Origin of the sequence: Rhodophyticola porphyridii (genome assembly GCF_003688285.1) — a bacterium.
Taxonomy (GTDB): domain Bacteria; phylum Pseudomonadota; class Alphaproteobacteria; order Rhodobacterales; family Rhodobacteraceae; genus Rhodophyticola; species Rhodophyticola porphyridii.
The window spans coordinates 151,973-176,881 of the sequence record NZ_RCNT01000004.1; the positions used below are offsets into that span (position 1 = coordinate 151,973).

20 protein-coding genes and 1 tRNA gene are annotated in these 24,909 nt (G+C 62.9%); 3 read left to right on the top strand and 18 right to left on the bottom strand.

Annotated elements, in window-relative coordinates; translation table 11 throughout:
• Positions 1-15: 15 nt before the first annotated feature.
• The 5 genes from D9R08_RS09545 to D9R08_RS19395 form a co-directional block, all read right to left on the bottom strand.
• Positions 16-6,345 carry a peptidoglycan DD-metalloendopeptidase family protein gene (locus tag D9R08_RS09545; protein ID WP_121897822.1) on the bottom strand — a complete coding sequence of 2,110 codons (6,330 nt, stop codon included), beginning with the start codon at positions 6,343-6,345 and terminating at the stop codon, positions 16-18.
• 164 nt (positions 6,346-6,509) lie between these two features.
• Complete coding sequence (locus D9R08_RS09550; protein ID WP_121897823.1) at positions 6,510-7,073, bottom strand: DUF5681 domain-containing protein; 564 nt, start codon at positions 7,071-7,073, stop codon at positions 6,510-6,512.
• Positions 7,074-7,090: 17 nt separating this feature from the next.
• Complete coding sequence (locus D9R08_RS09555; RefSeq protein ID WP_267898148.1) at positions 7,091-7,687, bottom strand: DUF5681 domain-containing protein; 597 nt, start codon at positions 7,685-7,687, stop codon at positions 7,091-7,093.
• Positions 7,627-8,733, bottom strand: a complete 1,107-nt coding sequence (locus D9R08_RS09560; RefSeq protein WP_233557399.1) for a DNA modification methylase — start codon at positions 8,731-8,733, stop codon at positions 7,627-7,629. Before D9R08_RS09560 ends, D9R08_RS09555 begins: the two co-directional genes overlap by 61 nt.
• A complete protein-coding gene (locus D9R08_RS19395; protein WP_233557401.1) occupies positions 8,727-8,915 on the bottom strand; it encodes a ParB N-terminal domain-containing protein in 189 nt (62 codons plus the stop codon). The genes D9R08_RS09560 and D9R08_RS19395 overlap by 7 nt, the downstream gene beginning before the upstream one ends.
• A gap of 177 nt (positions 8,916-9,092) precedes the next feature.
• On the opposite strand from D9R08_RS19395, the gene D9R08_RS19100 reads away from it, so the two are divergent.
• The 3 genes from D9R08_RS19100 to D9R08_RS09570 all read left to right on the top strand — a co-directional run bounded on the left by D9R08_RS19100 (position 9,093) and on the right by D9R08_RS09570 (position 11,310).
• Positions 9,093-9,236, top strand: coding sequence for a hypothetical protein (locus D9R08_RS19100; protein ID WP_158598967.1), 144 nt, complete (start codon positions 9,093-9,095; stop codon positions 9,234-9,236).
• A gap of 65 nt (positions 9,237-9,301) precedes the next feature.
• Positions 9,302-9,718, top strand: a complete 417-nt coding sequence (locus D9R08_RS19105) for a DUF2924 domain-containing protein (protein ID WP_158598968.1) — start codon at positions 9,302-9,304, stop codon at positions 9,716-9,718.
• The gene (locus D9R08_RS09570) at positions 9,715-11,310 is read left to right on the top strand and encodes a recombinase family protein (RefSeq protein WP_121897825.1); all 1,596 of its coding nucleotides are present in this window, start codon (positions 9,715-9,717) and stop codon (positions 11,308-11,310) included. Before D9R08_RS19105 ends, D9R08_RS09570 begins: the two co-directional genes overlap by 4 nt.
• Before the next feature lie 382 nt (positions 11,311-11,692).
• Here D9R08_RS09570 and D9R08_RS09575 read toward each other — a convergent pair.
• From D9R08_RS09575 to D9R08_RS09635, 13 genes are all read right to left on the bottom strand, one after another.
• Positions 11,693-11,782 (bottom strand) — tRNA-Ser (locus D9R08_RS09575).
• A 306-nt stretch (positions 11,783-12,088) separates the two neighbouring features.
• Positions 12,089-12,808: an alanyl-tRNA editing protein gene (locus D9R08_RS09580; RefSeq protein ID WP_121897826.1), complete on the bottom strand. Its 720-nt coding sequence runs from the start codon at positions 12,806-12,808 to the stop codon at positions 12,089-12,091.
• A complete protein-coding gene (locus tag D9R08_RS09585) occupies positions 12,805-15,147 on the bottom strand; it encodes a DUF3772 domain-containing protein (RefSeq protein WP_121897827.1) in 2,343 nt (780 codons plus the stop codon). The genes D9R08_RS09580 and D9R08_RS09585 overlap by 4 nt, the downstream gene beginning before the upstream one ends.
• Positions 15,144-16,172 (bottom strand): cysteine synthase A, encoded by a 1,029-nt coding sequence (locus tag D9R08_RS09590; protein WP_121897828.1) that lies wholly within the window; start codon positions 16,170-16,172, stop codon positions 15,144-15,146. The genes D9R08_RS09585 and D9R08_RS09590 overlap by 4 nt, the downstream gene beginning before the upstream one ends.
• A gap of 60 nt (positions 16,173-16,232) precedes the next feature.
• On the bottom strand, positions 16,233-17,381 hold the full coding sequence (locus tag D9R08_RS09595; protein WP_158598969.1) for a gamma-glutamylcyclotransferase: 1,149 nt from the start codon (positions 17,379-17,381) through the stop codon (positions 16,233-16,235).
• Complete coding sequence (locus D9R08_RS09600; RefSeq protein WP_121897830.1) at positions 17,378-17,818, bottom strand: TrgA family protein; 441 nt, start codon at positions 17,816-17,818, stop codon at positions 17,378-17,380. The genes D9R08_RS09595 and D9R08_RS09600 overlap by 4 nt, the downstream gene beginning before the upstream one ends.
• Position 17,819: 1 nt before the next feature.
• Positions 17,820-19,031 carry an SAM-dependent methyltransferase gene (locus D9R08_RS09605; protein ID WP_121897831.1) on the bottom strand — a complete coding sequence of 404 codons (1,212 nt, stop codon included), beginning with the start codon at positions 19,029-19,031 and terminating at the stop codon, positions 17,820-17,822.
• 87 nt (positions 19,032-19,118) lie between these two features.
• Complete coding sequence (locus tag D9R08_RS09610; RefSeq protein ID WP_121897832.1) at positions 19,119-20,540, bottom strand: cryptochrome/photolyase family protein; 1,422 nt, start codon at positions 20,538-20,540, stop codon at positions 19,119-19,121.
• A 171-nt stretch (positions 20,541-20,711) separates the two neighbouring features.
• A complete protein-coding gene (acuI, locus tag D9R08_RS09615) occupies positions 20,712-21,701 on the bottom strand; it encodes an acryloyl-CoA reductase (RefSeq protein ID WP_121897833.1) in 990 nt (329 codons plus the stop codon).
• A 10-nt stretch (positions 21,702-21,711) separates the two neighbouring features.
• The gene (locus tag D9R08_RS09620) at positions 21,712-22,821 is read right to left on the bottom strand and encodes a dimethylsulfoniopropionate demethylase (RefSeq protein ID WP_121897834.1); all 1,110 of its coding nucleotides are present in this window, start codon (positions 22,819-22,821) and stop codon (positions 21,712-21,714) included.
• Positions 22,812-23,333: a DinB family protein gene (locus D9R08_RS09625; protein WP_121897835.1), complete on the bottom strand. Its 522-nt coding sequence runs from the start codon at positions 23,331-23,333 to the stop codon at positions 22,812-22,814. Before D9R08_RS09625 ends, D9R08_RS09620 begins: the two co-directional genes overlap by 10 nt.
• Entirely contained in the window at positions 23,330-24,046 is a 717-nt protein-coding gene (locus tag D9R08_RS09630; protein WP_121897836.1) for a DUF1326 domain-containing protein, read from the bottom strand. The genes D9R08_RS09625 and D9R08_RS09630 overlap by 4 nt, the downstream gene beginning before the upstream one ends.
• Before the next feature lie 16 nt (positions 24,047-24,062).
• A complete protein-coding gene (locus D9R08_RS09635; RefSeq protein WP_407690605.1) occupies positions 24,063-24,779 on the bottom strand; it encodes a DUF2182 domain-containing protein in 717 nt (238 codons plus the stop codon).
• Positions 24,780-24,909: the final 130 nt, after the last annotated feature.

Here is a 24,909-nt window from a genome sequence, read left to right on the forward strand (position 1 = left end):
GCTGGGTTGAAAAGTCTATACGAAGCTGAAGTCGGCATCTGTGAGATCTGTTGCGAGGATGCCCTCGAGGCGGATGGAGTTGCCGTTTGCGTCGCTGACGAAGGTGCGGCTGCCGTCGGGCGTGATCGTCAGGTCGCCGAAGCTCAGGCCCGTCGATCCCAGATCCATCACGTCAATCCCATCCTCGAAGTCCGCGATGATGTCCCGGCCCCAGTTCGGATCGAACACGAAGCGGTCCGCGCCCGTGCCACCGAGGAACCAGTCGTTGTCCGCACCCCCGTTGATCTCGTCCGCGCCGGCGCCGCCGTAAAGACGGTCGATCCCTGCCCCGCCAGACAGCGTGTCGTTGCCGCCCTCCCCAAAAAGCCGGTTGTCCGCACCGTCCCCCGTCAGCACGTCATCGAAGGCCGTCCCCTGCACGTTCTCGATGAACACGAAGCTGTCCCCGGCAGCCCCGGCCGCGCCCGTGCCGGTCCCGAGATCAACCTCGACGCCCACGCCGCTGAAGCCATAGCTCACAACGTCCTCGTCCGCGCCGCCGTCAAAGCTGTTCGCGCCTGACCCGCCCACAAAGTAATCCGCACCCGCGCCGCCTGAGAGGTCATTGTCCCCAGACCCACCAAAGATCTTGTCGTCCCCGTCCCCGCCAGAGATCGTGTCATTGCCACCGCCCCCGATCAGGCGGTTCGCAACCCCGTTGCCCGTCAGCACATCCCCGAAGCCAGACCCCGCAAGGTTCTCAATCGAGATCAGCGTGTCACCCGCCGCCTCCCCGCCCGTGGCCGTCCCGGCCTGAAGGTCGATCTGCACCGCCGCCGAAGAGCCCTCGTAGACCGCCATGTCGATGCCGTCCCCGCCGTCCAAAAGGTCCGCCCCCGGGCCACCCTCCAGCCAGTCGTTGCCACCCTCGCCATAGATCTCGTCGTCACCGTCCCCAGCGCCGATCCGGTCAACACCCTCGCCGCCATGAAGCGTGTCGTTCCCGTTCAATCCATAGAACCGGTTGTCCGCGCCATCTCCCGTGATCGCATCGTCGAACGCAGAGCCCGCAACGTTCTCGATCGATATGAAGCTGTCACCAGCCGCATCACCGCCCGAGGCCGTGTTGGCCAGCAGATCCACCGTCACCCCAGAGGCAGAGCCCTGGTAGGACACCATGTCGAGACCCGCACCGCCATCAAAGCTGTCTCCGCCCGGACCCCCGTCAAACCAGTCGCCGTCCCCGTCCCCGAAGAGCTGGTCGTCCCCGTCCCCGCTCTTGATCCGGTCCACACCGTCCCCGCCAGACACGATGTCCGCGCCACTCAGCGTGTAAAACCGGTTGTCTCCGCCATCGCCGATGATCTCGTCGCCCTGTGACGAGCCCACGATGTCCTCGATGCCGGTCAGCACGTCTCCCGCCGCATCGCCCGCAGAGCCCAGACCCGTCGCGAGGTTCACAACAACCCCAAGCGCCGAGTTCCGGTAGGTCAGCTGGTCCGTGCCAAGCCCCCCGTCGATCTCGTCCGCCCCCGCGCCGCCGTCGAGCCGGTCGTCATCCTCGCCCCCCTCCAGCGTGTCATCCCCATCCTCACCAAACAGACGGTCCGGACCCAAGCCGCCGATCAGGTGGTCATTGCCGCCCTGCCCGTAGAACCGGTTCTCGAAGCCATCCCCCGTCAGCACATCGCCATGCGCCGAACCCAGAAGATCCTCGATGCCCAAAAGCACATCCCCGGCAGCCGTCCCGCCACTTGCCGTCCCGGCCGCAAGATCAATCGCCACACCCTCAGACGAGAACTTGTACGACGCCTGGTCCCGACCCGGACCGCCATCGACCAGGTCCGCCCCAAGACCCCCCGTCAGGAAGTCGTCGCCATCCTCACCGTAAAGCTCGTCATCCCCCGAACTCCCAGCAAGGTTGTCATTGTCCAGACCTCCACGAAGAACATCGTTGCCACTCTGGCCGTTCAGACCGTCGTCGCCAGACCCACCGTCCAAAGTGTCGTTGCCCAAACCGCCAAGGAGAACGTCGGAGCCGCCCATGCCGTAGATCGCGTCTAGTCCAGGGCCGCCATCAATGACATCCAACCCTTCCCTTCCAAATACAAGATCGTCGCCCCCGAGGGCGTTGATTGTGTTTGCGTTGTCGTCGCCGACCACCTGATCGGCCGCTTCGGTTACTGCAAGCTGCGCGTTCGGCGCATGAAGAACAACCGTACCGCCTGGGCCAGCATGCCAAAGGAAGGCATTGAGATCGTATTCGCCTTCGATCCGAGTCGAATAGTCAATGACACCATCACCGTTAACATCCAGATCGATGATCGCTGATCCATCGCGGAACAAGATGTCTTGCACACCCTCACCGAGATCGGAAAACAAAACCTGGATGTTCTCTGAGCCAGTTACCGAGAATTCATTGAGCGCCTCAGCCGTACCCTCCACGCGGTCCCAGATCTCGGAGGCCGTGGTGGTGACTTCGTCCAGTAGATTGCTACCGAAGCTGATCGCAGAGCTTGTGATGGTTTCAACGGCGCCAAAGGTTGCTTCTGAGAGCCCAACAACCACACGGGGTACGCTAAACAGAGGGGAAAATGTATCGATGAACTCTGTCGTAAACGTTTGTGCGACGATAAAAGCGAACTCAAGCGTATCCCAAGTTTCTAGTGCGTAAGTGCCCTCTTGCCCTTGCCAGAAAGCAAGCTCGTCAGCTGCGGAACGCGGTTCGAAACGGTAGAAATCGGTGAGCTTTTGAATGTTAGAGTTATAGACAGGTCTGCCATGCGTGGCTCCAATTGGATCAAGGCCAAACACAGTGTTCTCTGTGTCAGCCATAACAACTGTATTCCCTTCGCGAGAAAGCGGCTGACCGATAAGTTGATTTGCGAGGCTTGAAACAGTCGAAAAAGGGTCGTCAATGCCGGCTAGCAGAACCTCAGTCTTTAGCTTTGCAGCATCCACTGTTTCGTTCTCGTCGAATACAAACCCGAAAAGATCATCAGAGTGAAGTGCTGCCACCGGATCGGCAATATTGACGAAATTGATCAACCGGGAGTCGTCGATAGCGTTGCGAGGAGATCCCGGCGAGCCGAATGTCACGCCATAGGCGCCCTGCGCCAATGGAGACGATGAAAACTGCGAGGAAGCAAAGTACTCCTCGACAAGAATACCTCCAAGGCTGTGTCCCGTGAGGAAGACATTCTGAAACGCGTCTTCACCCCGCAGAGTGGCACCATTCGCCCATGTCAGGACTGCATCGATAATTCCGGCTTGGGCCTCGTAGAGCGTGTCCCAGCTACCAGCCTGCAGCGCGATGTCCCATTTGAAATCTTGGGTCCCACTGAACGCGAAAAAGAGCGATCTCTCTCCGTCCACGTCAGCTTCATAGAAATGCAGATTGTTCTCGAGCAGACCTTCTGCCACGTCGACGTTCACGAAAGAATTCTCTAGCCCGGAGATCCCGGGATCAATGGGTTTGAACCCCAGTGCCTCGGCAGGCGCCGTTGACTCGAAATAGGCTGCGTCTGCGAGTTTTGCCAGCTTCACGATGATGTCATCGGTGAAGTTGCCGCTCGGGGTCCCTTCCGCCTCTGCGCTCGGGCCGAAATCCGACACCCGCACGCGAAAGTCGCCCGTCGCACCAAGGCGCGCACCATCACCGCTGTCACCGGCCTCAACGGCGAGGAAGAATTGACCGCCTCCCGCTGGGAGTGCGGCTGTATCGAATTGCATCTGAGGGGTTGCGCCCGTCACGGACATCCCGGGCACAGGCTGGCCAGACGCGTCGAACAGCGTGATCGTGACCTGCCCTGTGGAAAGGTCCATACTCTCGGCCTCGAACGTGTAGACACGCCCCTCGGTGAGCGACACCGCGTACCAATCCTTGTCGACAAAGCCACCAAGGCCATCGCTCTCAACTCCGTCACCGGCCTGTGGCTCGGCATCGATCTTGCCGCTCCGCCATTGGCCCTCGAAGAGAGTACTTTTGGTATCGGTGCCTTCCAGCACTGTATCGGTCGGTCCTGCCTCGGCGATCAGCGGCGTGTAGCGGACTGCGTAGTTACCAGTTGCGAGGCGGAAATCGTCATTGTTGGCATCTCCGGCGCTGATGGCGAGATAATAGTTGGCCGTCCCTCCGAACAATCCTGCGGTATCGAAGTCGAAGCTGGGCGCAGCTCCCTCCACGAAAGTGCCAGCGACCGAATTGCCGAATGCATCATAGAGGCGCATGGCAACAATACCGGTGGAGAGGCTGAGGTTCTGTGCCTCGAACCTGAAAACCCCGCCTCCGGCTAGGGCAACCTCGTACCAATCCCGGTCGATGAAACCGGCCACGCCATCCGACGCAACGCCATCACCTTGGATCGGCTCAGGGTCGATCCGTCCGGATATCCAGGCCGCGGCGCTTAGTGACGCGGTTGTATCCGTCCCTTCACGCACCGTGTCCGTGGTGGTGATCGGAAACTCCGAGATCGTGAGGTATTCGCTCCGAGCAAGATAAGTCGTCACCGGATCATTCGGGTCGGCCTGCAGGATCGCACGGAAGCGTTCACCGCCGTCGACCACACCATCCTGGAGAATGTCGAGCGTCACCGTGGCCGTCGATTGCCCGGCGGCAAAAGTGACGGGGATGTTCACTGGCTGTGCACCGCCGGGAAGGCCGTAGTCGCCCTCATCAAAGGACGCCGTCGCAGATAGGGTTGAGAAGTACAGGGTTTCAGAAGTGCCTGAGTCAGCGCGCGCCAATTCAAACTGAAGCCTGGTTCCTTCGTTCACAAATAGGTCTGATTGAAGAAAGGCATAACCCTCAGTTGGCGGTGTAGGCTCGTTGTTATCGATGCGATCTTGACGAAGCCTGTAGGACATATCGTCAAAGAACAGACTGCCTGTGGCAAGCAGCGTCACATAACTGATGTTGTCACCATAGACTGATAGAGTCTGGCCGGGACTACTGAAAGCGTCTGGTCCGACAGAAACACTGTCCAACACGTTGTCGTTGCCATCGTAGGCCGTCAGTGTGAAGACATCGCCATCTCCACCATCATCAAATGCGCGAACCGAGAACTCTGTCGCAAAAACAGGTGAAGTATCGATGGGATTTACAAAGTCTATTCGGATGCTATCGTCCAACGCAGACCCTGTTTCACTCCATCCATTTCCAAATACATGCGAATAGCTTCCGATAGTCGGGTCAGCACCAAACCATATAACACCCCCCGGCAAATCGCTCGAAAATACAACGCCCAAACGAACGAGATCATCGGTCAGTTCGACTTCGTGCTGCGGAGCGCCGAAATCGACCCCGAAATCAATCTCTTGGAGCAGGCCGTCAGAAAAGACTGGCAATTGTATAACTTGGTTCGGAGCGAACCACTCGCCATCTGGAATCTGACCAAGATAAGTTATGCCATCAAAAAACGCTTCGGCCTCCGCTGCACCCATTTTTTCCGGGAGGCCATGATGCGTAAACGGGAAAATGTACTGTTGTCCGGTCGCGGAGAAGAAGACATTCAGAAAATCGTAGGTCGCTCCTCCACTGAGGATGCGACCAACCCCGATGCTCGCATCCTCAATCGACAAGCCTCCATTGACAACACCTGAAACGAGCGGGTCACCGCCGAACTCAACGACGGGTAGTCCAGACAGTTCAAAACCGGTGATCGAATAGCTCACAACCGGATCAGTTGTGCCAAAGCCTAGCTCAAGGTTGGCTGGACCGCTGAATGATGTGATCCCAAGCGCCGGGTCAAAGGTGTATTGAAAGCCTTGGAGCACAAATTTGGAGGCCACAGCCGGTGCGTAGCTTTCGAAGTTCTCGACGAACGCAACCGGATCTACCCAATCAGACGGCGCACCGGCTGGATTATACCCATCATCTGAGGTCGGAAGCGTGTTACCAAGGGTGATTTCGAGATGAAGATGCGCGGCCTCAGAATATCCAGACGACCCAAGTGTACCGATCTGTTGCCCTATGCTGATCTCCTGACCAATCGTCATACTAGCAACTGTATCGAGATGTGCGTAAAGCGAGTACACGTGTGAAACGGACTGGCCGCCGATCAGCCGCGGCTCTTCGAAGTCATGACGCAGAACAATGTAGTTGCCGAAGCCAGTCGTCGCACTGCCCTGGTCCGCAACCACTGACACAACCGTCCCGTTTGCTACTGAGAAGACCGGGTCACCGAGATCGGTGTCGCCGCCACCCTCGCCGTTCCAGTCAGCGCCTAGGTGAAAGGATCCGGCAAGTTCTGGATTCGGTTCGTTGAAGCCAAAGGCGACATAGAAACCATCACCGTCGTTCAGTGGAGTGGTCAGCCCGTTTCCAAGGGGATGTCTAAACGCATCAGCAAAAATGGTCGTTGGCATGAAATGGACCCGCAATCGTCAAAATAATGATGAAAAGCGTATTGCACCACGAAGTTCAAATCAAAACATTTCTGCTGATTGCGATCATGCAAGTCATCCTGGCACGAGTGCCCTGCCGCACGCGAAGTAATGCTGGAGTATCGAAGACCTTTTCAGCCGGATGTCTATTCCGGCAGTTCCGTCCACCACTCCGGCCATTTCACCTTTCTTGGCGTCCGGGTCGCTTCAACGACGGTCCGTTGTTCTTCTGGCGACAGCTGCCGCTCCCCTAGGCGCGCGAGCGCTGCCTCGACAATCCATGGCTCGAGAGCCATGCGCGCCGTCGGCCCGTATCGGTCCAGCTTTCGCGCCATCCGCAGCGGTTCGAGAGCTGAGGTCACACTTCCCGGGCTGGCGAACTTGTAGACAAGGCGGATTTCCGTGGTGTCGTTCTTCAGGAGCCGCTTCGCGCGCGCGTCTTCGATAGTCGCAAGGGTTTGCCGCGCGGCCGCGGTGTCGCCCTCGAGGCCCTGTTTCGCAAGACTGAGCAGGAAGGCCTCGGCGGCGGTCATGGTCTTCTCCGCGCCGTCCTCGCGGATGGTGACTGTCTGCCCGAGCACGGCATCGTAGGGGATCTCGGTCTTGCGCCCCTTGGGACGGCCGTGCGGATTGCCACTCTGCCCCTTCTTGAACCGCGTCGATTTGGGCGGTCGACCATAGCCCACGTCATGGTCTTGCTGTTCGCTCATCCGTCCGTGCCCCGTGGCTAACGCAGGCCGTCAGGATCCCGCGTACAACGCCGGATGTCCTCGATGTCCTTCTTGTCCAGCTTCGAGCCGCCACGCCGCCGGCTCAACGCCGCCTGAACCGCCCAGGGCTCCAGCAGCAACCGTTCGTATTTATCATTGGGCCCGTAGTTCGTTGGATCCCGGCAGGCGATTCCGAGGATCAGGAGCGCGGCATTGGCGTTGTCCGGATCCTCCTCCTGAGCCGTGGTGACCGTGTACGCGGGTGGCGGCGCGAGCTTGGCCAACGCCTGCTCGCGCTTCGCGATCATCTTCAGAACCTCCCGACGCGCCGAGCGATTGCCCGCGATCGCGTCCCGGTAGGTGCGATGCTGCAGGGCCTCTTCGACACTCACCTCCCGAGGCACGCCGTTCTGCGTGATCGTCAGCGTCTTGTCCACGATCACGTCAAACGTCGAGGCCGATCCAGTGGTCAAAGACTTTCTGGGGCGACCCTTCGGATTGCCGCTCTGACCCTTTTTGAAGCGGCTGTGCTCGGGAGGTTCGGGCTTCCTGGTCAGCGTACCGCACCTCCGGTCTGGACGCGTTCTGGCGCCTTGCCCGTCATCGCCGACCAACGCTCCAGCGCCACATCGACGTAGGCTGGGTCCAGGTCGATGCCGCGGAACCGCCGCTCGGTGCGCTCTGCGGCAATCAAGGTCGTACCCGACCCGAGGAATGTATCGAGCACGAGATCCCCACGCCGCGTGACGTCGCAGATCGCGTCCGCCACCAGCCCGACTGGCTTCACCGTCGGATGCAGGTCGAGGTCGGCCCGACGGCTTCCCTTCAGCGAGTTGACCGAGGCATAGTCCCAGACATTCGTGCGATTGCGGCCATGTCGGCCAAGCTCAACCATGTTGGCATGCGGGGCCGATCCCACGCGATAGACGAAGACCAGCTCGTGTTTCGAGCGGTAAAGCGAGCCCATGCCCGCATTGGACTTGTTCCAGACGCAGAGGTTCAGGCGCTCACCGTAAACCTCCGCGCCGACCACCGAGACGTCATCCATATGCCGCCAGTCCATGCAGACGAAGTGCACTGCTCCTTCACGCGAGACCGCTGCAGCTGCTCCCAGCGTTTCGCGCAAGAAGTTCCGGAAGGCTTCTTCCGTCATCTCACCGGACGCCATGGCAAATTCTCGGTGCCGACCGCGAGCATTGGCATGGCCGTTGATGCGCACGTTATATGGAGGGTCGAGGAAAGCCGCGTCGATCTGGCATTCGCCCACGACCGCGCGCAGGAATGCAGGATCGCGGCTGTCGCCGCATCCAACTCGATGCGGTCCAAGCGCCCAGATGTCCCCAGGCTTCGTACGCGGCGCCTTCGGTGTCGCCGGGATCGCATCGTCCTCCGGATCGGGAGTGTTCCCAAGCAGCACATCAAGCTCACCCGTCGAGAAGCCGGTCAGGGTGAGATCGAGATCCACATCGAGATCGGACAACTCACCGAGCTCCATCTTCAGCAGGTCAAAGTCCCACCCGGCGTTCAGCGCGATCTTGTTGTCGGCGATCCGTAGTGTGCGCTTCTGGGTCTCCGAGAGACCGGCCAGCGTGATTGTCGGAACCTCTGCCAGCTTGAGCTCTTTCGCGGCGCGGAGACGACCATGCCCTGCGATCAGCACGCCTCTTCGTCGGTCAGGATCGGATTGGTAAAGCCGAAGGCTTCGATCGCCGACGTCAGCTGCCCGATCTGCGCCTTCGAATGCGTGCGCGCATTCCGGGGATCCGGCTTCAGATCCGCCGTTGGCCGATAGACCACCGACAGCGTGCGCGGGATTCGATCTGCTGCCTCCATGATGGCCACCCATAGACAATGCAAACAATTGCCGCACAATATGTGGTGGCCAGCGGATGGTTTCAAGACCCCTTCGCCAAGACTGGACTTCCTGCGCCTTCGGAGCGTTTCTGTTCTTACGCCCGGTCGACCCGGGCGCTTCGCGGTAGCGGCGAATGGATCGCCGCGGGAACCACGGAGACCCCAATGACCACGAGCAAGAAGGCGCCCACCGGAGAGACACCGGCGGCACCGCCAAGCAAGATCGCCACTCACATCGAGCTTCTCACCAAGGCGACGGGCTGGCAGCCCCACTCCGTCCGCGGTGCCCCCGCCGGCACGCTAACGTGAAGGGGTTACTGGATAACCCCGGAGAAGATGAACCACATCCACCGCTACAGGATCGCGGGGCAGGAATGAGCCGCCCCATTCCCGGCCATTCAGACGTGGTGGTACTCGACCCGCTCACGCTGGACGAGCTTCGCGAGGTCTGGCGCGCAGCCTACGGCCCGCGGCCCAGACTGCGCTCAGTCGAACTCCTCCGCCTGATGCTGGCATGGCGACTCCAAGCCGACCGTCTTGGTGGCCTCGACCGCGAGACAAGGCGCAAGCTTGCCAGCAAGGGGCCAGTGCAACCCGCGGGACTCGATCTCGGCGTCGGCACCGTGCTCTCGCGCGAATGGCAGGGCCGCCGGGTCGAGGTCATCGTCGAGCGCGACGGATTCCGCCACGACGGGCACCTCTATGCCAGCCTCTCCGCTGCGGCGACCGTCATCGCCGGCGCGCGATGGAACGGGCCCCGCTTCTTTGGCCTCCGGAAGACCCAGACATGACCCGCCCCCGCATCCGCTGCGCCATCTATACGCGCAAAAGCAGCGAGGAAGGGCTCGAACAGGACTTCAACAGCCTCGATGCACAGCGTGAGGCCTGCGAGGCCTTCGTCCAAAGCCAGGTGGGCGAAGGTTGGCAGGCGATGAGCGAGCGGTATGACGATGGTGGTATCTCGGGCGGCACGATGGACCGTGCTGGCCTGCAACGCCTGCTGGACGACGTGTCCCGCGACCGTGTCGATGTCATCGTTGTCTACAAGATCGACCGGCTGACACGGTCCCTGCCCGACTTCGCCCGCATGGTCGAGATCTTCGACCGCCACAAGGTCAGCTTCGTGTCGGTCACGCAGGCCTTCAACACCACGTCCTCAATGGGTCGGCTCAGCCTCAACGTGCTCCTGTCCTTCGCCCAGTTCGAACGAGAAGTCACAGGCGAACGCATCCGCGACAAGATCGCGGCCTCCAAGGCCCGCGGCATGTGGATGGGCGGCAACCTGCCCCTCGGCTACGACCGGCCGCGCGATGGTACTCGGAGGCTTGTCGTCAACGAGGGGGAGGCCGAGACAGTGCGCAGCATCTTCCGGCGCTATCTCGACCTTGGCTCCGTTCATGACCTCGCCCGGGCGCTCGAGGCCACGGGGGTACGTTCGAAGATCCGGCGAGACAAGGATGGCGCCCGGATTGCCGGCAGGCCCTTCAGTCGCGGGGCGCTGTTTCATCTGCTTCGCAATCCCGTCTATCTCGGTCTCATCCGGCACAAGGGCGTCCTGCACGAAGGCCTGCACGCGCCGATCGTCGATCGGACCCTTTTCGATGCCGTGCAAGAGCAGCTGACCGCCAGCACGCGCCGCGGAAACAACAGACACTCTGGTGCAAGGTCCCGAAGCCAGCTCACCGGCCGTATCTTCGATGCCACTGGAGAACGGATGTCGCCGACCTTCGCAATCGGCGCGCGCGGCAAGCGCTACCGGTACTATGTCTCCACCTCCCTGCAGCAAGGCGGCAAACGCCGTGGTGATGACGTTCTGCGTCGCGTGCCCGCCGACTTCCTTGAGCAGGCCCTGATCGACCGTTTGCGCCGCATCGACGGGATCGATGCCAAAGCACCCCTCGAGCATTTGCGGCGGGTCGATGTGCAAATGGGCCACGTCTTGCTCACTCTTCCGAAGGCCCTGCATCTTGCCACGCGTGCAAGTCTCCGCGACGATGAAGGCTTCGTGGAGGGTCACCCCGATGCCCAAGGAGTTAGTTTAAGAGTACCGGTTGCGTTCCCGCGGCGTGGCGGCGCGACCGAGGTGAAGCCAGGTCCGGCAGAAGGACCGCAACCGGACACAACCCTCATCAGGGCCCTCCGAGCGGCCCACGCGATGCTCGAGCGTGATGCATCCGGCCGCCCCATCCTGCACGAGAGCCCGATCTCGCCGCACCGCCGGCGGCTCATCAGGTTGGCGTTTCTCGCCCCTGAACTGCAGGTCGCCATTCTATCAGGACGGCAACCGCCAGGCCTGAGCCTGTCACGGCTGCTCGCCGACGGGTTTCCGATCGCCTGGCAGGCTCAGATCGAGCGTTTCGGGCGTCCACGGCGCGACGTGTAAATCCCCTGTTCTGACAAACCAGAGCCCTGTTAATTCACAATAACAGTCCCTGTTCTGTGCATTTCGCACCCTGTTCCGCAGAAAAACAGGGAACCCGGAAAATCAGCGCATATGTGACTGTTATTATGATATTTTTCTGATCAACATGATCGACGCGGCCTCTAGGAGCCCCTGTTTTTCGACCAGTTCGCTGTAAATTCCCTGTTCTTGCCGAAACTCACCCATCCATCGGACGGCCAGAGACAGCCCGGTCAGACCGCGCCAGAAACGGCCGTCACATGACCAAGAACGCCCGCGCAGGTCGGGAATGAGCCGAAAAATGCCCCCTGTTACGCGGCCTTACAACCAGCGCAACCAAGCCAAGCACAGTGCGAGGAGTGGGTGGCGGAGCGACAGGGATTCGAACCCTGGAGACGGTCTCCCGCCTACACACTTTCCAGGCGTGCGCCTTCGACCACTCGGCCACCGCTCCGACAGGGCGCACTTAGACGAGAACACACCGCGCTGGCAAGAGGGCGCCGAAAGTTTTGCGCCTCCGGATGATCGTGCCATGCGGGCGCAGGGCATATCGGCGCCCCATGCGCGGCCCCGGGGGCGTTTCCGCCCCGGTCAACCTGCCTTTGCAAACGGTTTGCATCACGCCGCGGACCCCGAGCCCGGACGCCGGCGATGCATAGGTTCGCTGGACCCGGTTTTGAGGACGGATGCCGGGCCTCGGGCCTCCGCGCGCATCCCGAGGAGCGGCCGGTATCGGCAGAAATAACTGCCGCCCGTCCGATTACTGCGCCAAAGCCACGGTCACGCGACGGTTCTGCCGGCCCTTGCTTTCGATCTTTGCGATGGTGACGGGCCCGATCTCGGCGGTGTTGGCGACATGGGTGCCGCCGCAGGGTTGCAGGTCGATCTGCCGGTCACCGGTTCCGATACGGACCAGCCGCACCCGACCCGCGCCCTTGGGGGGCTGGACGGACATGGTTTTCACGAGGCCGGGATTGGCGTCGAGTTCCTCGGCGGTGATCCATGTCTCGGACACGTCGAGACCCCGCTCTATCAGGGCGTTCATCTGCCCCTGCAGCACGAGCTTGTCATCGGGCGGTTCGGGCATGGCGAAATCCAGACGCCCCTTTTCCGCCGCGATCGCTCCGCCGGTCACCGGAAGCGGGATCACCACCGACAAGAGGTGCAGCGCCGTATGCACCCGCATATGGCCGAAGCGACGATCCCAGTCGAGCCGTTGTTCGACCTCGGCCCCCACGGGCGGCAGGGCGGCGGGCTCCGCCGGAACCAGAACGATATCCGCCCCCTCCCCCTTCACCGCCATGGCAATCGGGATCCGCCCGCCATCCCAGTGCAGCACGCCGCTGTCGCCGGGCTGGCCGCCGCCGCGGGCATAAAACAGCGACGCGTCCAGAATGATGCCGCCCTCGTCGGTCAGGCCCGTAACCTTTCCGGGCGCAGTCTTGCGGTACATGTCTTGCAAAAACAGCGTCTCGGTCATGGGTCGGGGTCTCCGTCGTTGCTGGTTGCCGCGCGCAGGGTTTCGGGATTGCGAAGCCAGACATCGCGCTGCGCGAAGGGAATCTCGATGCCTTCTTCGGTGAAGCGGGCCGCAATCGCATGGTTCAGATCGCTTTTCACACTGAGCAGGAAATTCACATCGCGCAGGATCGCCCGGATCTCGAAATCGAGGCTGTCCGCCCCGAACCCCTGAAAAAAGATCGACGGCGGCGGGTTCAGAAGCACCATCGGATGGGCCTCCGCCACCTCGCGCAGAACCGCCTCGACCTTCCTGGTATCGGTGCCATAGGCCACACCCACCGGCACGATCGCCCGTCCGGTATTGTTGTGGTGGGTCATGTTGATCACCACGCCCGAGATCAGGTCGGCATTGGGCACGATGACGTCGGAGCGGTCGAAGGTTTCGATCCGGGTCGAGCGGACAGAGATGTCGCGCACATAGCCCATCATCCCGTTCACCTCGATCCAGTCGCCTTCCTTGATCGGGCGTTCGATCAGCAGGATGATACCCGAGACGAAATTCGACACCACGGTCTGCAGGCCGAAACCGATCCCGACCGAGAGTGCACCGGCGACAAGCGCTATGGAGCTGAGATCGATCCCCGCCGCCGTGATCGCGATGATCGCGGCCAGAAAGATGCCCACATAGCCGGTGCCCGACAGGATCGCCATGCGCCCGCCCGCATCCAGCCGCGTCTTCGGCAGGACCGAGCTTTTCAGCGTCGCCTGAAGCATGCGGGTCGCGGTGTAGCCCGCCGCGAAAACCAGCGCGAAAACGAGGAAATTGCGCGGGCTGATGGTGACGCCGCCAATCGCGAACCCCTCGATCAGGTTGCGCCAAAGATCCAGCAGTTGCGCCGCGCGCACGCCCCAGATCATCGCGAAAAGCGGCAGCGACAATAGCGCCAGGACAAAGCCGATCAGCGTGGGCGTCAGCGCCTCGTCCAGCCCTTCGTGGCGGCCCGTCAACGTTCCGTAGAGATTGACCACCAGCCGTTGCAGGATTCGCACCAGCGCAATCAGGGCCAGGCTCATCGTGGCGGGCAGCAGGAAGCTGATCCCGGCAGTGGAATAGCCGATGGCCGCAAGGCTCGGCCCGATCACGCCAAGCGCCATGGCGGCCCATCCCAGCACCCGAATGACCTGCGCATTGACGCTGAGATCGGCACCCTCGCGGGTTTCCTGGCGCACATGGCTGATCAGCAGGCGGCCGATACGCAGCAGCAGCAATCCCAGCATGACCAGGATCGGAAAGAAGAGGATCAGGGTTTCGCCGTCGCTGAACCCGCCATTTTCGGAAATGTCGTCGATCGCCGTACCCAGACCGATCGTGACCCCGATCGCTATGACCGTCCAGCGGCCCTGCCGCCGTTCCCTTTCGCTCAGTGTCAGCGGGCGGACGGCCGTTTCGCGGGCCGGGAACACCTGGCGCCCCAGCCAGACCGCGACCATCACGAAGACCGCAAATGGCGTGATCAGATCGACAAGGACCTGCGACCGGATCCCGGTGAAATCCGTGGCGATGATGGCGGCCGCAATCGCGCCCACCCCGATAACCGGCATCAGGCATTGCAGAAGCGACAGGAAGAACAGCACGAGCCTCGCCCCGGGCGAGGTTTCCTCGCGCCGGATGAAGGGCATCATCAGGCGCCCGACCCATCGCCAGCCGCGGGCCAGCAAAACCAGAGCGATTATCAGGTAAATGGTGATGACCGGGGCGTTTTCCCGCAACTCCGCCTGTCGCAGGTCGGAGGTCGCCAGACGGTCGACCTCAAACGCCGTATCGACCAGCCAGTCCGCCAATGCGCCGATGGCGCCCGGCCAGTTGGCCGGATTCAGGGGCGACGGCCCGAGCGACAGCAATTCACCGGCCAGACGCTCGGCAATCAGCGCATCGATCTCGCTGATCAGCCCCTGGGCACGCCGAAGCTCCGCTTCCGCACGCCGTATGGGCGCCTCCGCTTCCGCCAGTCTCGTGTTCAGTTCGGCCCGTTGCTCGGCGATGTCGTCCGGTTCGGTCTCACCCTCGGCCGGCGATGGGCCGAGCGCATCAATCTGGGCTCGAATACTTTCGATACGCGGCGCATTTATACGTTCCGCCTGTTGGAACTCGGTTCGCCACGCCACCAGTCTGGCGCGCAGAGTTTCCAACGCCGCATCCGACGCGCGCTCCCCGTCGATCACCCATTCCGCGCGATCGGCCATCTCGTCCCATTCCTGATAGTCGGGAAGGTCCTGCGCCCGTCCGGGCAGGGCCAGCGCCAGCGCCAGCAGCAGCACCCCCGCCGCCAGCAGGTGCCAGAAACGGCGCGCGATCATTCAAAGACACTCGGCAGCTCCGCCCCCACCCCCTCCAACCACGTCGGAACGGGCAGGCCCTTCTCCCGCAGGAAAGCGGGATTGAAGAGCTTCGACTGATAGCGCGTGCCATAGTCGCAGAGGATCGTCACAATGGTGTGGCCGGGGCCCATGGCGCGGGCCATCCGCACCGCGCCCGCCATGTTGATGCCCGAGGATCCGCCAAGGCAAAGCCCCTCGTGAGCCAGCACGTCGAACACGATCGGCAAGGCCTCGGTATCGGGGATCTTGAAGGAATGATCGGGGCGGAACCCCTTGAGGTTCGCGGTTTCGCGCCCCTGCCCGATGCCTTCGGTGATCGACCCGCCGTCGGCCTTGAACTCACCGGTCGTGTAGAAACTGTGGATGGCCGACCCTTCGGGATCCGCCAGCCCGATGGAAACGCCCTTGGGTTGCAGCGCCATGCCCACACCGGCCAGCGTGCCGCCGGTGCCCACCGCGCATATGAACCCGTCCACCTTGCCCCCCGTCTGGGTCCAGATCTCGGGGCCGGTCATCTCGATATGCGCCTGACGATTGGCGATATTGTCGAATTGGTTTGCCCAGATCGCACCATTGGGCTCCGTCTTGGCCAGCTCCGCCGCCAAACGCTCCGAATAGCGCACGTAATTGTTGGGGTTCTTGTAGGGGGCCGCCGGCACCTGCACCAGATCCGCCCCCGCCAGCCGCAGCATGTCCTTCTTTTCCTGGCTCTGCGTCTCGGGGATGACGATCACGGTCTTGAACCCCATCGACGCGCCGACCAGAGCCAGCCCGATGCCGGTGTTGCCCGCCGTGCCCTCGACGATGGTGCCGCCGGGCTTCAGATCGCCCCGCGCGATCGCGTCGCGGATGATGTAAAGCGCGGCGCGATCCTTGACCGACTGGCCCGGATTCATGAACTCCGCCTTGCCAAGGATTTCGCAACCGGTGGCCTCGCTCAAGGCGCGAAGACGGATCAGGGGCGTGTTGCCGATGGTCTCGGCCAGATCCTTGTAGACATTCATCCGCGCGCGCTCCCGACCTTTGGAATTGTCCACAAGGGATAGGCGCGCGGGGCGGCAAACTCAAGCGGTCAAAGACCCGCCGCGCAGCGTTTCGCGGTGTCGTGCGAGCCATTGGACGGAGATGATCAGCGGCGCCACGGCCAACTCACCGCTCGTCAGCATCTCCAGCGCGGCATCGAGGCTGACAAGATGGGACCGGATATCCTCCCCCTCCGCGTCAAGTCCGCCGATAGCCGGCAGATCATCGGGCAGATCGGCGATCCCGACATAGGAGATCAGAACCTGCGCAACCCCGCCCGGCGACGGGTAATATCGCCCCACCGGATGCAGCGCACCGATCTGCACGCCCGCCTCCTCCTGCGCCTCGCGGCGGGCGGTCGTCTCCTCGCTCTCGCCCGCGTCGATGATGCCTGCCACGGGCTCCAGCAGCCAGGGCGCGGGATCGCCATGTGCATAGGCCCCCAGACGCACCTGTTCGATCAGAAGAACCCGGTCGCGCTCCGGATCATAGGGCAGAACCGTCACCGCATCCGCCGCACGGAACACCGCACGCGACACCGGCGCGGAGAGGCCGCCGCCAAACAGGCGGTGCCGGGCGCTGTATTCCTCGATGGCGAAGAATTTCGTATAGGGTCTGTCCACCCGGTCCAGCGCGATATCGGCGCGGGTGAACCCGGCCCCGACAGTTTGCGGCCGATGCCAGGCACCGCTGCGCAACCGGGATTGCGCGCGGGCGCGGATCATCCCAAAACGGGCGGCGATGCTCTCCGGCGTCTCGGTTCCGTAAAGCCCCATGACCTCGGCCGCGGCCTCCAAGGTCAACAGGCCCCAGTCGCGCACCCAGTCCCCGAGAGACCATCGCGCGCCCGCGGTCCAGGCCGCGGCGTCGGGCAGATAGACCTCCGCCGCTACCCTTTCGCCGCCGCCGGTCCGCACCTCCACCTGCGCAAGCCTGTAGGCGAACGCACCCTCGTAGTGATCCAGACGCGCCCGGTCCTCCGCGGTGATCCCGGTTGCCAGAACGCCCGTGGCCGTCGCTCCGGCACATCCTTCGATCATCGGGAAGCTCTCGCCTTCGGCCCAGCTGACCAGATGGTCGGCAAGCGTGGCGTCCACCAGGTCGGGAACCCGGCCCAGAACCAGCCCGAGCAGCGGCGCATATCGCAGCGTGCCATAGAAAAACAGCGCATCCATGGGCGGGTTTGTCACCTCCAGGTGCGCGCGGCCATTTCGGTCAACACGCCCGCGATGAGCCCGCCCGCGGCCAGCGCGATCAGAACCGGCGCAGTCTGCATCTGCCAGAAATACTCCAGAAACAGCTCCAGCGCCGCGGTCACCGCCTCCCCCGGCTGGTCATAGCGCAGATTGGCCGATCGCCGGAACATCTCGCGCAGCGCGTAGAACGCAAGACCGAAAAAGGCGATCTGGACCGAGGTGCGGAACCCGTTGCCCAGCGCCGCGGAAAACCCCGCACCCGCGCGTCCGCCCATCACGTACCACCCCTGCCACAGGCCGATCACTGCGATCGACGCGGGGAAATACGTGGCAAGCTGGCCTTCCGGGAAGGTGTCGGTCACCAGATAGCCGGCGACGTACCCCACCCCGGCAAACAAGATGGCGCCGACAAGTTTGGCCGCCGTCAGCATCTCAGCGTGGCCGGGTCACGGTGATCTGCGTGACATCGCAATTGCCGAAATGGAAGGACGCCGCGCAGGAGGTGAGGTAGAAATTCCACATCCGGCGGAACCTGTCATCAAAACCCAAGGCTGCGACCTCCTCCCAACGTCCGTTGAAGGTGTCATACCATCTGCGCAGCGTCTGGGAATAGCTTTCGCCAAATTCGATCGCGCCTGTGACTTCAAGGCCCGCCTTGGCGACCTCGGCCCTCAGCACGCTTGGCGAGGGCAGCATGCCGCCCGGAAAGATGTATTTCTGGATGAAATCGACGCCGCGCCTGTAGATCTCCCACCGCCTGTCCTGCACGGTAATGATCTGAAGCGTGGCATGCTTTCCGGGTTTCAGCCTGTCCCGCAAGCTCTTGAAGTAGACGGGCCAGTATTTCTCGCCCACCGCCTCGAACATCTCGATGGAGGCGATGCCGTCATAGGTGCCGCGCTCATCGCGATAATCCTGCATCTTGATTTCGACCCGGTCGCTCAGCCCGAGGCGTTCCATGCGGGCCACGGCATAATCATGCTGTTCCTGCGAGATGGTCAGGCCGGTCACTTTCAGGCCGCGCTCCCTGGCGGCGTATTCCGCAAATCCGCCCCAGCCACAGCCGATCTCCAGCACGTGGTCGCCGGGCTGCGCGCCCATTTCGTCCACCATCGAGGCATATTTCTGGATCTGCGCGGTTTCCAGCGGCTCCTGCCCGGTGACGAACAGCGCCGAGGAATAGGTCATCGTGTCGTCCAGCCAGAGCCCGTAGAACTCATTGCCCAGATCGTAGTGATGGGCGATGTTCTTTTTCGCCTGCCGCTTGCTGTTCGACTGCATCCAGAACCTCAGCCGCTCGTAAGCGCGGATCAGTTTCATGCCCAGAAATCCGTCATAAATCTCGTCGTTTTCGGCATGGACCAGATCCATGAAAGCCTGAAGGTCCGGCGTCGACCACCAGTGGTCGAGATAGGCCTCGCAGAACCCCAGATCGCCTTCGCGGATCAGGCGGGCGAAGATGTCGGGATTATGGATATGCAGTTCGGCTACAGGGCCCGGCGCGCGCCCCTCGGCGCGAAACACCCGGCCATCTGGCAGGTGCATGTCGAGTCGGCCATTGGCCATGTCCCGGGCCTGATCGAAGACCGCACCGAAATAGCGCGGCAGTTCGGTTTCTCCCTTGGTGGTTGTTTTTATTGTCATTGTTTCCCCGTTTTTACTTGAGCCATCTTGCGCGAAACCGCCTTGCAGCCTCAAGCGAAATAGACCGTCGATAGTCCCGCCGCGGTATCAGAAATCGCGATTCTCATAGGCCTCCAGCGCCCGCGTCCGCCCCTCCGACAGACCCACCACCGGCGCCTCCGGATAGGCGTCGTCGGGCGCCATATGCCAGTTTTCCGGGATCGCCTCAAAGTAGGACAGTGCCTCCTCCCCCGGCGCATCGGAGAGCTCGGCCACCCATTTGCGGCGGTACTTCTGCTCCGCATCGAACTTTTCGGCCTGGGTCTCGGGGTTGAAGATGCGGAAATAGGGGGCCGCGTCGGGCCCCGACCCGGCGACCCATTGCCAGCCCATCGCGTTGGAAGCCGGATCCCAGTCCACAAGGCACTCCTCGAACCATGCCTGACCGACACGCCAATGGGTCATCAGATGCTTGGTGAGATAGGAGGCCACAAGCATCCGGGCCCGGTTGTGCATCCGCCCCGTCACATACATCTCGCGCATCGCCGCATCGACCACCGGCAGCCCGGTGCGCCCGCGCTTCCAGTCGCGCACCTCTTTCAGGCGTTCATCCTCGTTCCACGGAAAGCTGTCCCAGCCCTCGCGCCAGTTGTCGCGGGTGATGTGCGGCGTGTGATAGATCAGGTGATAGGCAAAATCGCGCCAGATCAGTTCCTTGACGAAATGCTCGGCGCCCTTGGCGCCGGTCTCCGCCTCCCGCCACCCGGCGTGCCAGCAGGTCCGGGCACTGATCTCGCCATAGCTCAGCGGCTCACTGAGACCCGAGGTGGCGTTGACATCCAGAAAATCCCGTTTGGCCTTGTATTCCGCGATCCGCTCCTGCGTGAACATGTCCAGCCGGTCGCGCGCCGCGTCTTCGCCAAGCAGCAGGTGCGGGCGCACCACATCCGCGCCGCGCCGCATCGCCGCCCCCATATGCCAGTCGTCAAGGCTGTCTGTCGCGGGCCATGTCCCGGGCGCGGGAATCTTCCCGGGCGCGGCCAGCGGCTCGGGCACGTCCAGTCCGCGCACGGCCCGCCAGAAGGGCGAATAGACCTTGTAGAAGCCGCCCGCCCCGGTCTCGACCCGCCAGGGTTCGAACACCACATGCCCGCCATGGCTGACGGCGTCCAGCCCATCATCCTTCAGCGCGGATTTCACCGCTTCGTCCCGCCGCCGGGCATCCGGATCATAGAGCCTGTTCCAGTGAACCGCCTGCGCGCCCGTCTCGTCCACAAGCGCGCGCAGCACCTCCAGGGCGGCGCCACGGCGCAGGATCAGACGGCTTCCCGCGTCTTTCAGGGTTTCCGCGAACCGCTCCACCGCAAGACCCAGCCGCCATTTCGGGGCCGCACCGTGGCGCTCCACCACCTCGTCGAGAATGAAGACCGGGATCACCGGATGCCCGTCTTCACAGGCGGCCCGCAAGGCGGCATTATCCGCAAGGCGGAAATCCCGGCGCATCCAGTAAATAACGGGGGTCTTGCTCATCTTGCTGCCTGCTGTCTTGTTTTGGCCCAAGCTAGCGCGCCAGAGCCAAGGTCAAGCGCCCACCCGTCTTCCGATGGAAAAACCGCACGGCGGAAGGCACAGCCCGCGCCTTGTCCCGTCGGGCGTAGCTAGGTGCCAGCCCCTTGCTGTCCGCGCCCGAATTTCCCGGTCTCAGGCCGTCACATCCACCACGACGCGGCCACGGACCCCGCCTTTCAGAATTGCCGCGCCAAGCTCGGGAAGATCGGCCAGACCCGCGGGATGGATCATCGCCTCCAGCTTCTCCATCGGCAGGTCGCGAGCAATCCGCCCCCAGGCCCGGACCCGGTTGTCATAGGGCTGCATGACGCTGTCGATCCCCAGCAGGTTCACGCCCCGCAGCAGAAAGGGAATGACGGTTGCGGGCAAGGCCGCCCCGCCCGCCAGCCCCACCGCGGCGACCGAACCGCCATAGGCCATCTGACCCAGAACGCGGGCCAGCATCGCGCCGCCCACCGCATCGACGCAGCCCGCCCAGGTTTCAGCCTCCAGCGGGCGCTTGACGGTCTCGTTGATCTCCTCGCGGGCGACGATCCGCTCCGCACCGAGGGACTTCAGATAAGCTTCCTGTTCGGGCCGCCCCGTCACACCGGCAACCCGATATCCCAGATTACCCAGAATGGCCGTCGCGACCGAGCCGACACCGCCCGCCGCGCCGGTCACCAGAACTTCGCCCTTTTCCGGCGTAAGCCCGTGATCTTCCAGCGCCATTACGGCCAGCATCGCGGTGAAGCCGGCGGTTCCCACGGCCATCGCCTGGCGTGTGCTCAGACCCTCGGGCAGCGGCACCAGCCAGTCGGCCTTGACGCGCGCCTTTTCGGCATAGCCGCCCCAATGCACCTCCCCCACGCGCCAGCCTGTCAGAACAACCTTGTCGCCAGGCGCATAGCGGGGGTCGTCCGATGTCTCCACAGTGCCCGCGAAATCGATGCCCGGCACATGCGGATAGGTTCGCACCAGCCCGCCGCCCGGCCCTATGCACAGCCCGTCCTTGTAGTTCAGTGTGGAGTACTCCACCGCGACCGTCACCTCGCCATCCGGCAGCCGCGCCTCGTCGATCTCCTGCACCTGGGCGCTGGTCTTGCCGGTGTCTTCGTTCTTTTCCACGATCAGGGCGCGCATGGCGTCTCTCCTATTTGAAAATCCAGAACTTCTCGCGGACCACCGCGTCGCGGGGCCCGTCCTGTGTGATCACCGTCAGCGTCGTTCCGGGATCCCAATGGGTCATGCGGACCATCCCGATTGCAACGCCCTCCCCGAAATCAGGGGAGACCGCCGCCGAGGTGACCTGCCCCACCCGTCTGTCACCCGCCATCAAAGGCCAGGGTCGGTCGCAGGGCGGCAATGTCCCGGCGGCGATCGCAATCGGGCGGATCTGTTGCACAGGCCCTTCACGCGCCACCCGCAGCAGCGCATCGCGGCCGATGCACCCCACCGCCGTCAACGTATCGCAGAACCGGCCCAGCCCGCATTCATGGGGCGTATTGGCCGCCGTCATGTCGTTGCCATAGCTCAACAGGCCGCTTTCGATCCGCTCGATCCCGTTGGGACAGCCTGCGCGCACATCCAGATCGCGCCCCGCCTCCAACAGCGCATTCCAGAGCGGCATGCCAATATCGCCGCCATCGACATAAATCTCGAACCCGCCCTGTCTCGAATAGCCGGACCGTGCGATGACCAGATCGCGGCCCTGAAACTCGAAATACCCGAACCGGAAGAAGCGGAGATCCCGAATCCCGTCGCCGAAGACCCGCGCCGCCAGATCGTCCGCGCGCGGGCCCTGAACCGCCAGCGGCGAGATGTCGGGCTCATCGACCAGCACATCCAGCCGAAACCCCTGCGCCACGCCCTTGACCCAGAGCAGCAGGTCACTGTCGGCAATGGAAATCCACCAGCGATCCTCGGCCAGCTTCACCGCCACCGGATCGTTCAGCATGCCGCCCGTTTCGTCGACGATGGGCACGTAATAGCATTGGCCCGGCAACATCCCGCGCAGATCGCGGGGCGTCAGCATCTGCATCAGACGCGCCGCATCGGGCCCGCGCAGTTCCACCTGTCGCTCACAGGCGACATCCCAGATCTGCACCGCCTCTTTCAGATGGCGATAATCCTCTTCGACACTGCGGAAAACCGTTGGCAGCAGCATACGGTTGTAAACCGAATAAGCAGTCACGCCCGCCGCTTCGACACCGTCTGAAAACGGCGTACGGCGGATCCGGCGGGAGGGCGAGATCAGCGCCATTCCGGTATCTCCCCGGGCATGTAGGGCAGATCGGTCGGCTCGGTTGCGCAGCCCGCCGCGGTCAGCATCGCATGGACCTGGCCCCGGTGATGGGTCTGGTGGTTGAATATCTGCATGACGCAAAGAGCGCGGCTGCAGGTCATCTCGGCGCCGGTCGACCCTGAAATCCAGCTCAGATCGCCCTCAAGGTCGTCTTGCCCGATCGACCACGCCCAGGATGCGATCCGCGCGTCGAGCTTCGGGCGCTCCGCAATCAGGGCGGGCCAGTCATAGGCCTCCGCCGTCGCCTGCGAGGTATTGACCTTCAGCGGCCCCGGACCGCCATCGAACCGCGCGATCCAGAGCATGTCTCCCCACAGCAGATGGCTGAGCGTGCCTTCGATCCCGCCGAAAAACGCGCCGCGGTCCCGGCGCCGCTCCCCGGGCGAAAGCGCGTCCGCCGCCTGAAACATCCATTGGTTCTGCCAGGCATTGTAGCGCGCCATGGTCTGGCACCATGCGGGGGTTATCATCTGCCCGCGCCCGCGCTGCCGCCCCAGTCGATGGGGCAGATTTCCGCCGATTTTCCGCCGAAATCCCAGATCCGCCCGAAATCGCGCACCTTGGATTTCAGGCCCACGGCCGCGATGATATCCGGGCCCATCCAGTATTTCGAATTGGAGATCATCACCGGGTGATCCGGGCTGGCGCCATCGATCATCTCGATCTCGCCCTGGATCTTGCGGCCCACGTACAGCCCGCGTTTCTTGCCCTCGCGCACGATCTCCACCTTCTCGCGCTCGGCCCCGACAATGTCGGACACCAGCATGGTGAACAGGCCCGTCGTGCCCCCCGCCGCACCGGAGAAAATCTGCAGGATACCGTTATAGGCCTTGCCGCTGGCGCGCTCGTCCACATAGGCCGCGACTTTCCAGCCGCCTTCGGCCATCCGTCCCGGGATCTCGACCATAAGGCCCACATTCAGGCCCGAAAGATCCTCGCCCTCGTAATGCCCCTCATCGATGGCAATCGCCATCCAGGCGCGGCAATCCCCCTCCGTCGGGGGGTGTTTGCCAAGCGAGACCACGCAAGGGCAGAAAACCGTGCAGGAGCAGTTCAGGAACAACTCCCCCTTGATCGCCCAATCCGTGGGCCGCATGCGCCGCCGCTTCGGATTTTCCATCCGCTGGTCGATCCGCTGGCTGATCGGCAACCGATCCGCATCGGGGCGTTTTCTGGCGGGCATCGGGTCTCTCCCTCTTTTATCCTTGAAACAACGGGCTGGCGATCACGGCGATCCCGCTAAGGACCAGAAGCGCGCCAAGCGGTCGGGTGACATACTGGCCAATCTGCGGCAGCTTCTCCAGCACCATGAAAAACGTGGCGAGGCCCATCCAGAGCAGGTTCATCACGCCACCGGCGAACCCGAGCGCCATGAAGCCCCAGCAGCATCCCACGCAGAATACGCCAAGCCCCAGCCCCATGCGCAGCCCCCCGGCGGCTCCGCGGCGCCAATGGCCCAGGAAATAGCCCATCGGCGAATGGCACACGCCGTGGCATATCTCTTTGGTGCGCGTGAACTGGAACAGGCCCACGGCAAGCAGCAAACCGCCGGCGACCAGCGGCGAACGGGCGATCCCCAGCATGTCGATCACGCCGCCGAACAGCAGCGCCAGCTGAACGGTCGTGATCACCGCCGCGAAACAGAGCCAGACAAGGAAGTAGCCCGCAAGCACACCGATCCAGCCCATGCGGGTGCCATCGGCGCTGAGGATCAGGTCTTCATAGGCGCGCAGGGTCGGCACCATGGTGGGCAGCATCATCGCGGCCATCATCACAGCCCACATCCCGAAAAGCGGCCCGAACTCGGCCATCGGCATGGCCATATCCATCCGCGGATCCATCGCCGCCATGCGGGCGGCCATCTCGTTCGGGCGGCCCAGCAGATCGAGCCCCATGCCCGTGGACATCGAGTACATGATCCACCAAGCCCAGAGGATCAGGGCGAAAACCCCGAGCCAGAGCGTGGTTCGAAATGGAATGCGGGTCAAATCTGCCCCCTCCCAAAGAGCGAGACTCAGCTTGCCAACCTTAATGTCAGACCTTTAA

What these genes read in the sequence shown, in the direction of transcription:
- D9R08_RS09545 (WP_121897822.1), bottom strand. Translation starts at nt 6,345, where the DNA reads ATGCCAACGACCATTTTTGCTGATGCGTTTAGACATCCCCTTGGAAAC.
- D9R08_RS09550 (WP_121897823.1), bottom strand. Translation starts at nt 7,073, where the DNA reads ATGAGCGAACAGCAAGACCATGACGTGGGCTATGGTCGACCGCCCAAA.
- D9R08_RS19100 (WP_158598967.1), top strand. Translation starts at nt 9,093, where the DNA reads ATGACCACGAGCAAGAAGGCGCCCACCGGAGAGACACCGGCGGCACCG.
- D9R08_RS19105 (WP_158598968.1), top strand. Translation starts at nt 9,302, where the DNA reads ATGAGCCGCCCCATTCCCGGCCATTCAGACGTGGTGGTACTCGACCCG.
- D9R08_RS09570 (WP_121897825.1), top strand. Translation starts at nt 9,715, where the DNA reads ATGACCCGCCCCCGCATCCGCTGCGCCATCTATACGCGCAAAAGCAGC.
- D9R08_RS09580 (WP_121897826.1), bottom strand. Translation starts at nt 12,808, where the DNA reads ATGACCGAGACGCTGTTTTTGCAAGACATGTACCGCAAGACTGCGCCC.
- D9R08_RS09585 (WP_121897827.1), bottom strand. Translation starts at nt 15,147, where the DNA reads ATGATCGCGCGCCGTTTCTGGCACCTGCTGGCGGCGGGGGTGCTGCTG.
- D9R08_RS09590 (WP_121897828.1), bottom strand. Translation starts at nt 16,172, where the DNA reads ATGAATGTCTACAAGGATCTGGCCGAGACCATCGGCAACACGCCCCTG.
- D9R08_RS09600 (WP_121897830.1), bottom strand. Translation starts at nt 17,818, where the DNA reads ATGCTGACGGCGGCCAAACTTGTCGGCGCCATCTTGTTTGCCGGGGTG.
- D9R08_RS09605 (WP_121897831.1), bottom strand. Translation starts at nt 19,031, where the DNA reads ATGACAATAAAAACAACCACCAAGGGAGAAACCGAACTGCCGCGCTAT.
- D9R08_RS09610 (WP_121897832.1), bottom strand. Translation starts at nt 20,540, where the DNA reads ATGAGCAAGACCCCCGTTATTTACTGGATGCGCCGGGATTTCCGCCTT.
- acuI (WP_121897833.1), bottom strand. Translation starts at nt 21,701, where the DNA reads ATGCGCGCCCTGATCGTGGAAAAGAACGAAGACACCGGCAAGACCAGC.
- D9R08_RS09620 (WP_121897834.1), bottom strand. Translation starts at nt 22,821, where the DNA reads ATGGCGCTGATCTCGCCCTCCCGCCGGATCCGCCGTACGCCGTTTTCA.
- D9R08_RS09625 (WP_121897835.1), bottom strand. Translation starts at nt 23,333, where the DNA reads ATGATAACCCCCGCATGGTGCCAGACCATGGCGCGCTACAATGCCTGG.
- D9R08_RS09630 (WP_121897836.1), bottom strand. Translation starts at nt 24,046, where the DNA reads ATGCCCGCCAGAAAACGCCCCGATGCGGATCGGTTGCCGATCAGCCAG.
- D9R08_RS09635 (WP_407690605.1), bottom strand. Translation starts at nt 24,779, where the DNA reads ATGTACTCGATGTCCACGGGCATGGGGCTCGATCTGCTGGGCCGCCCG.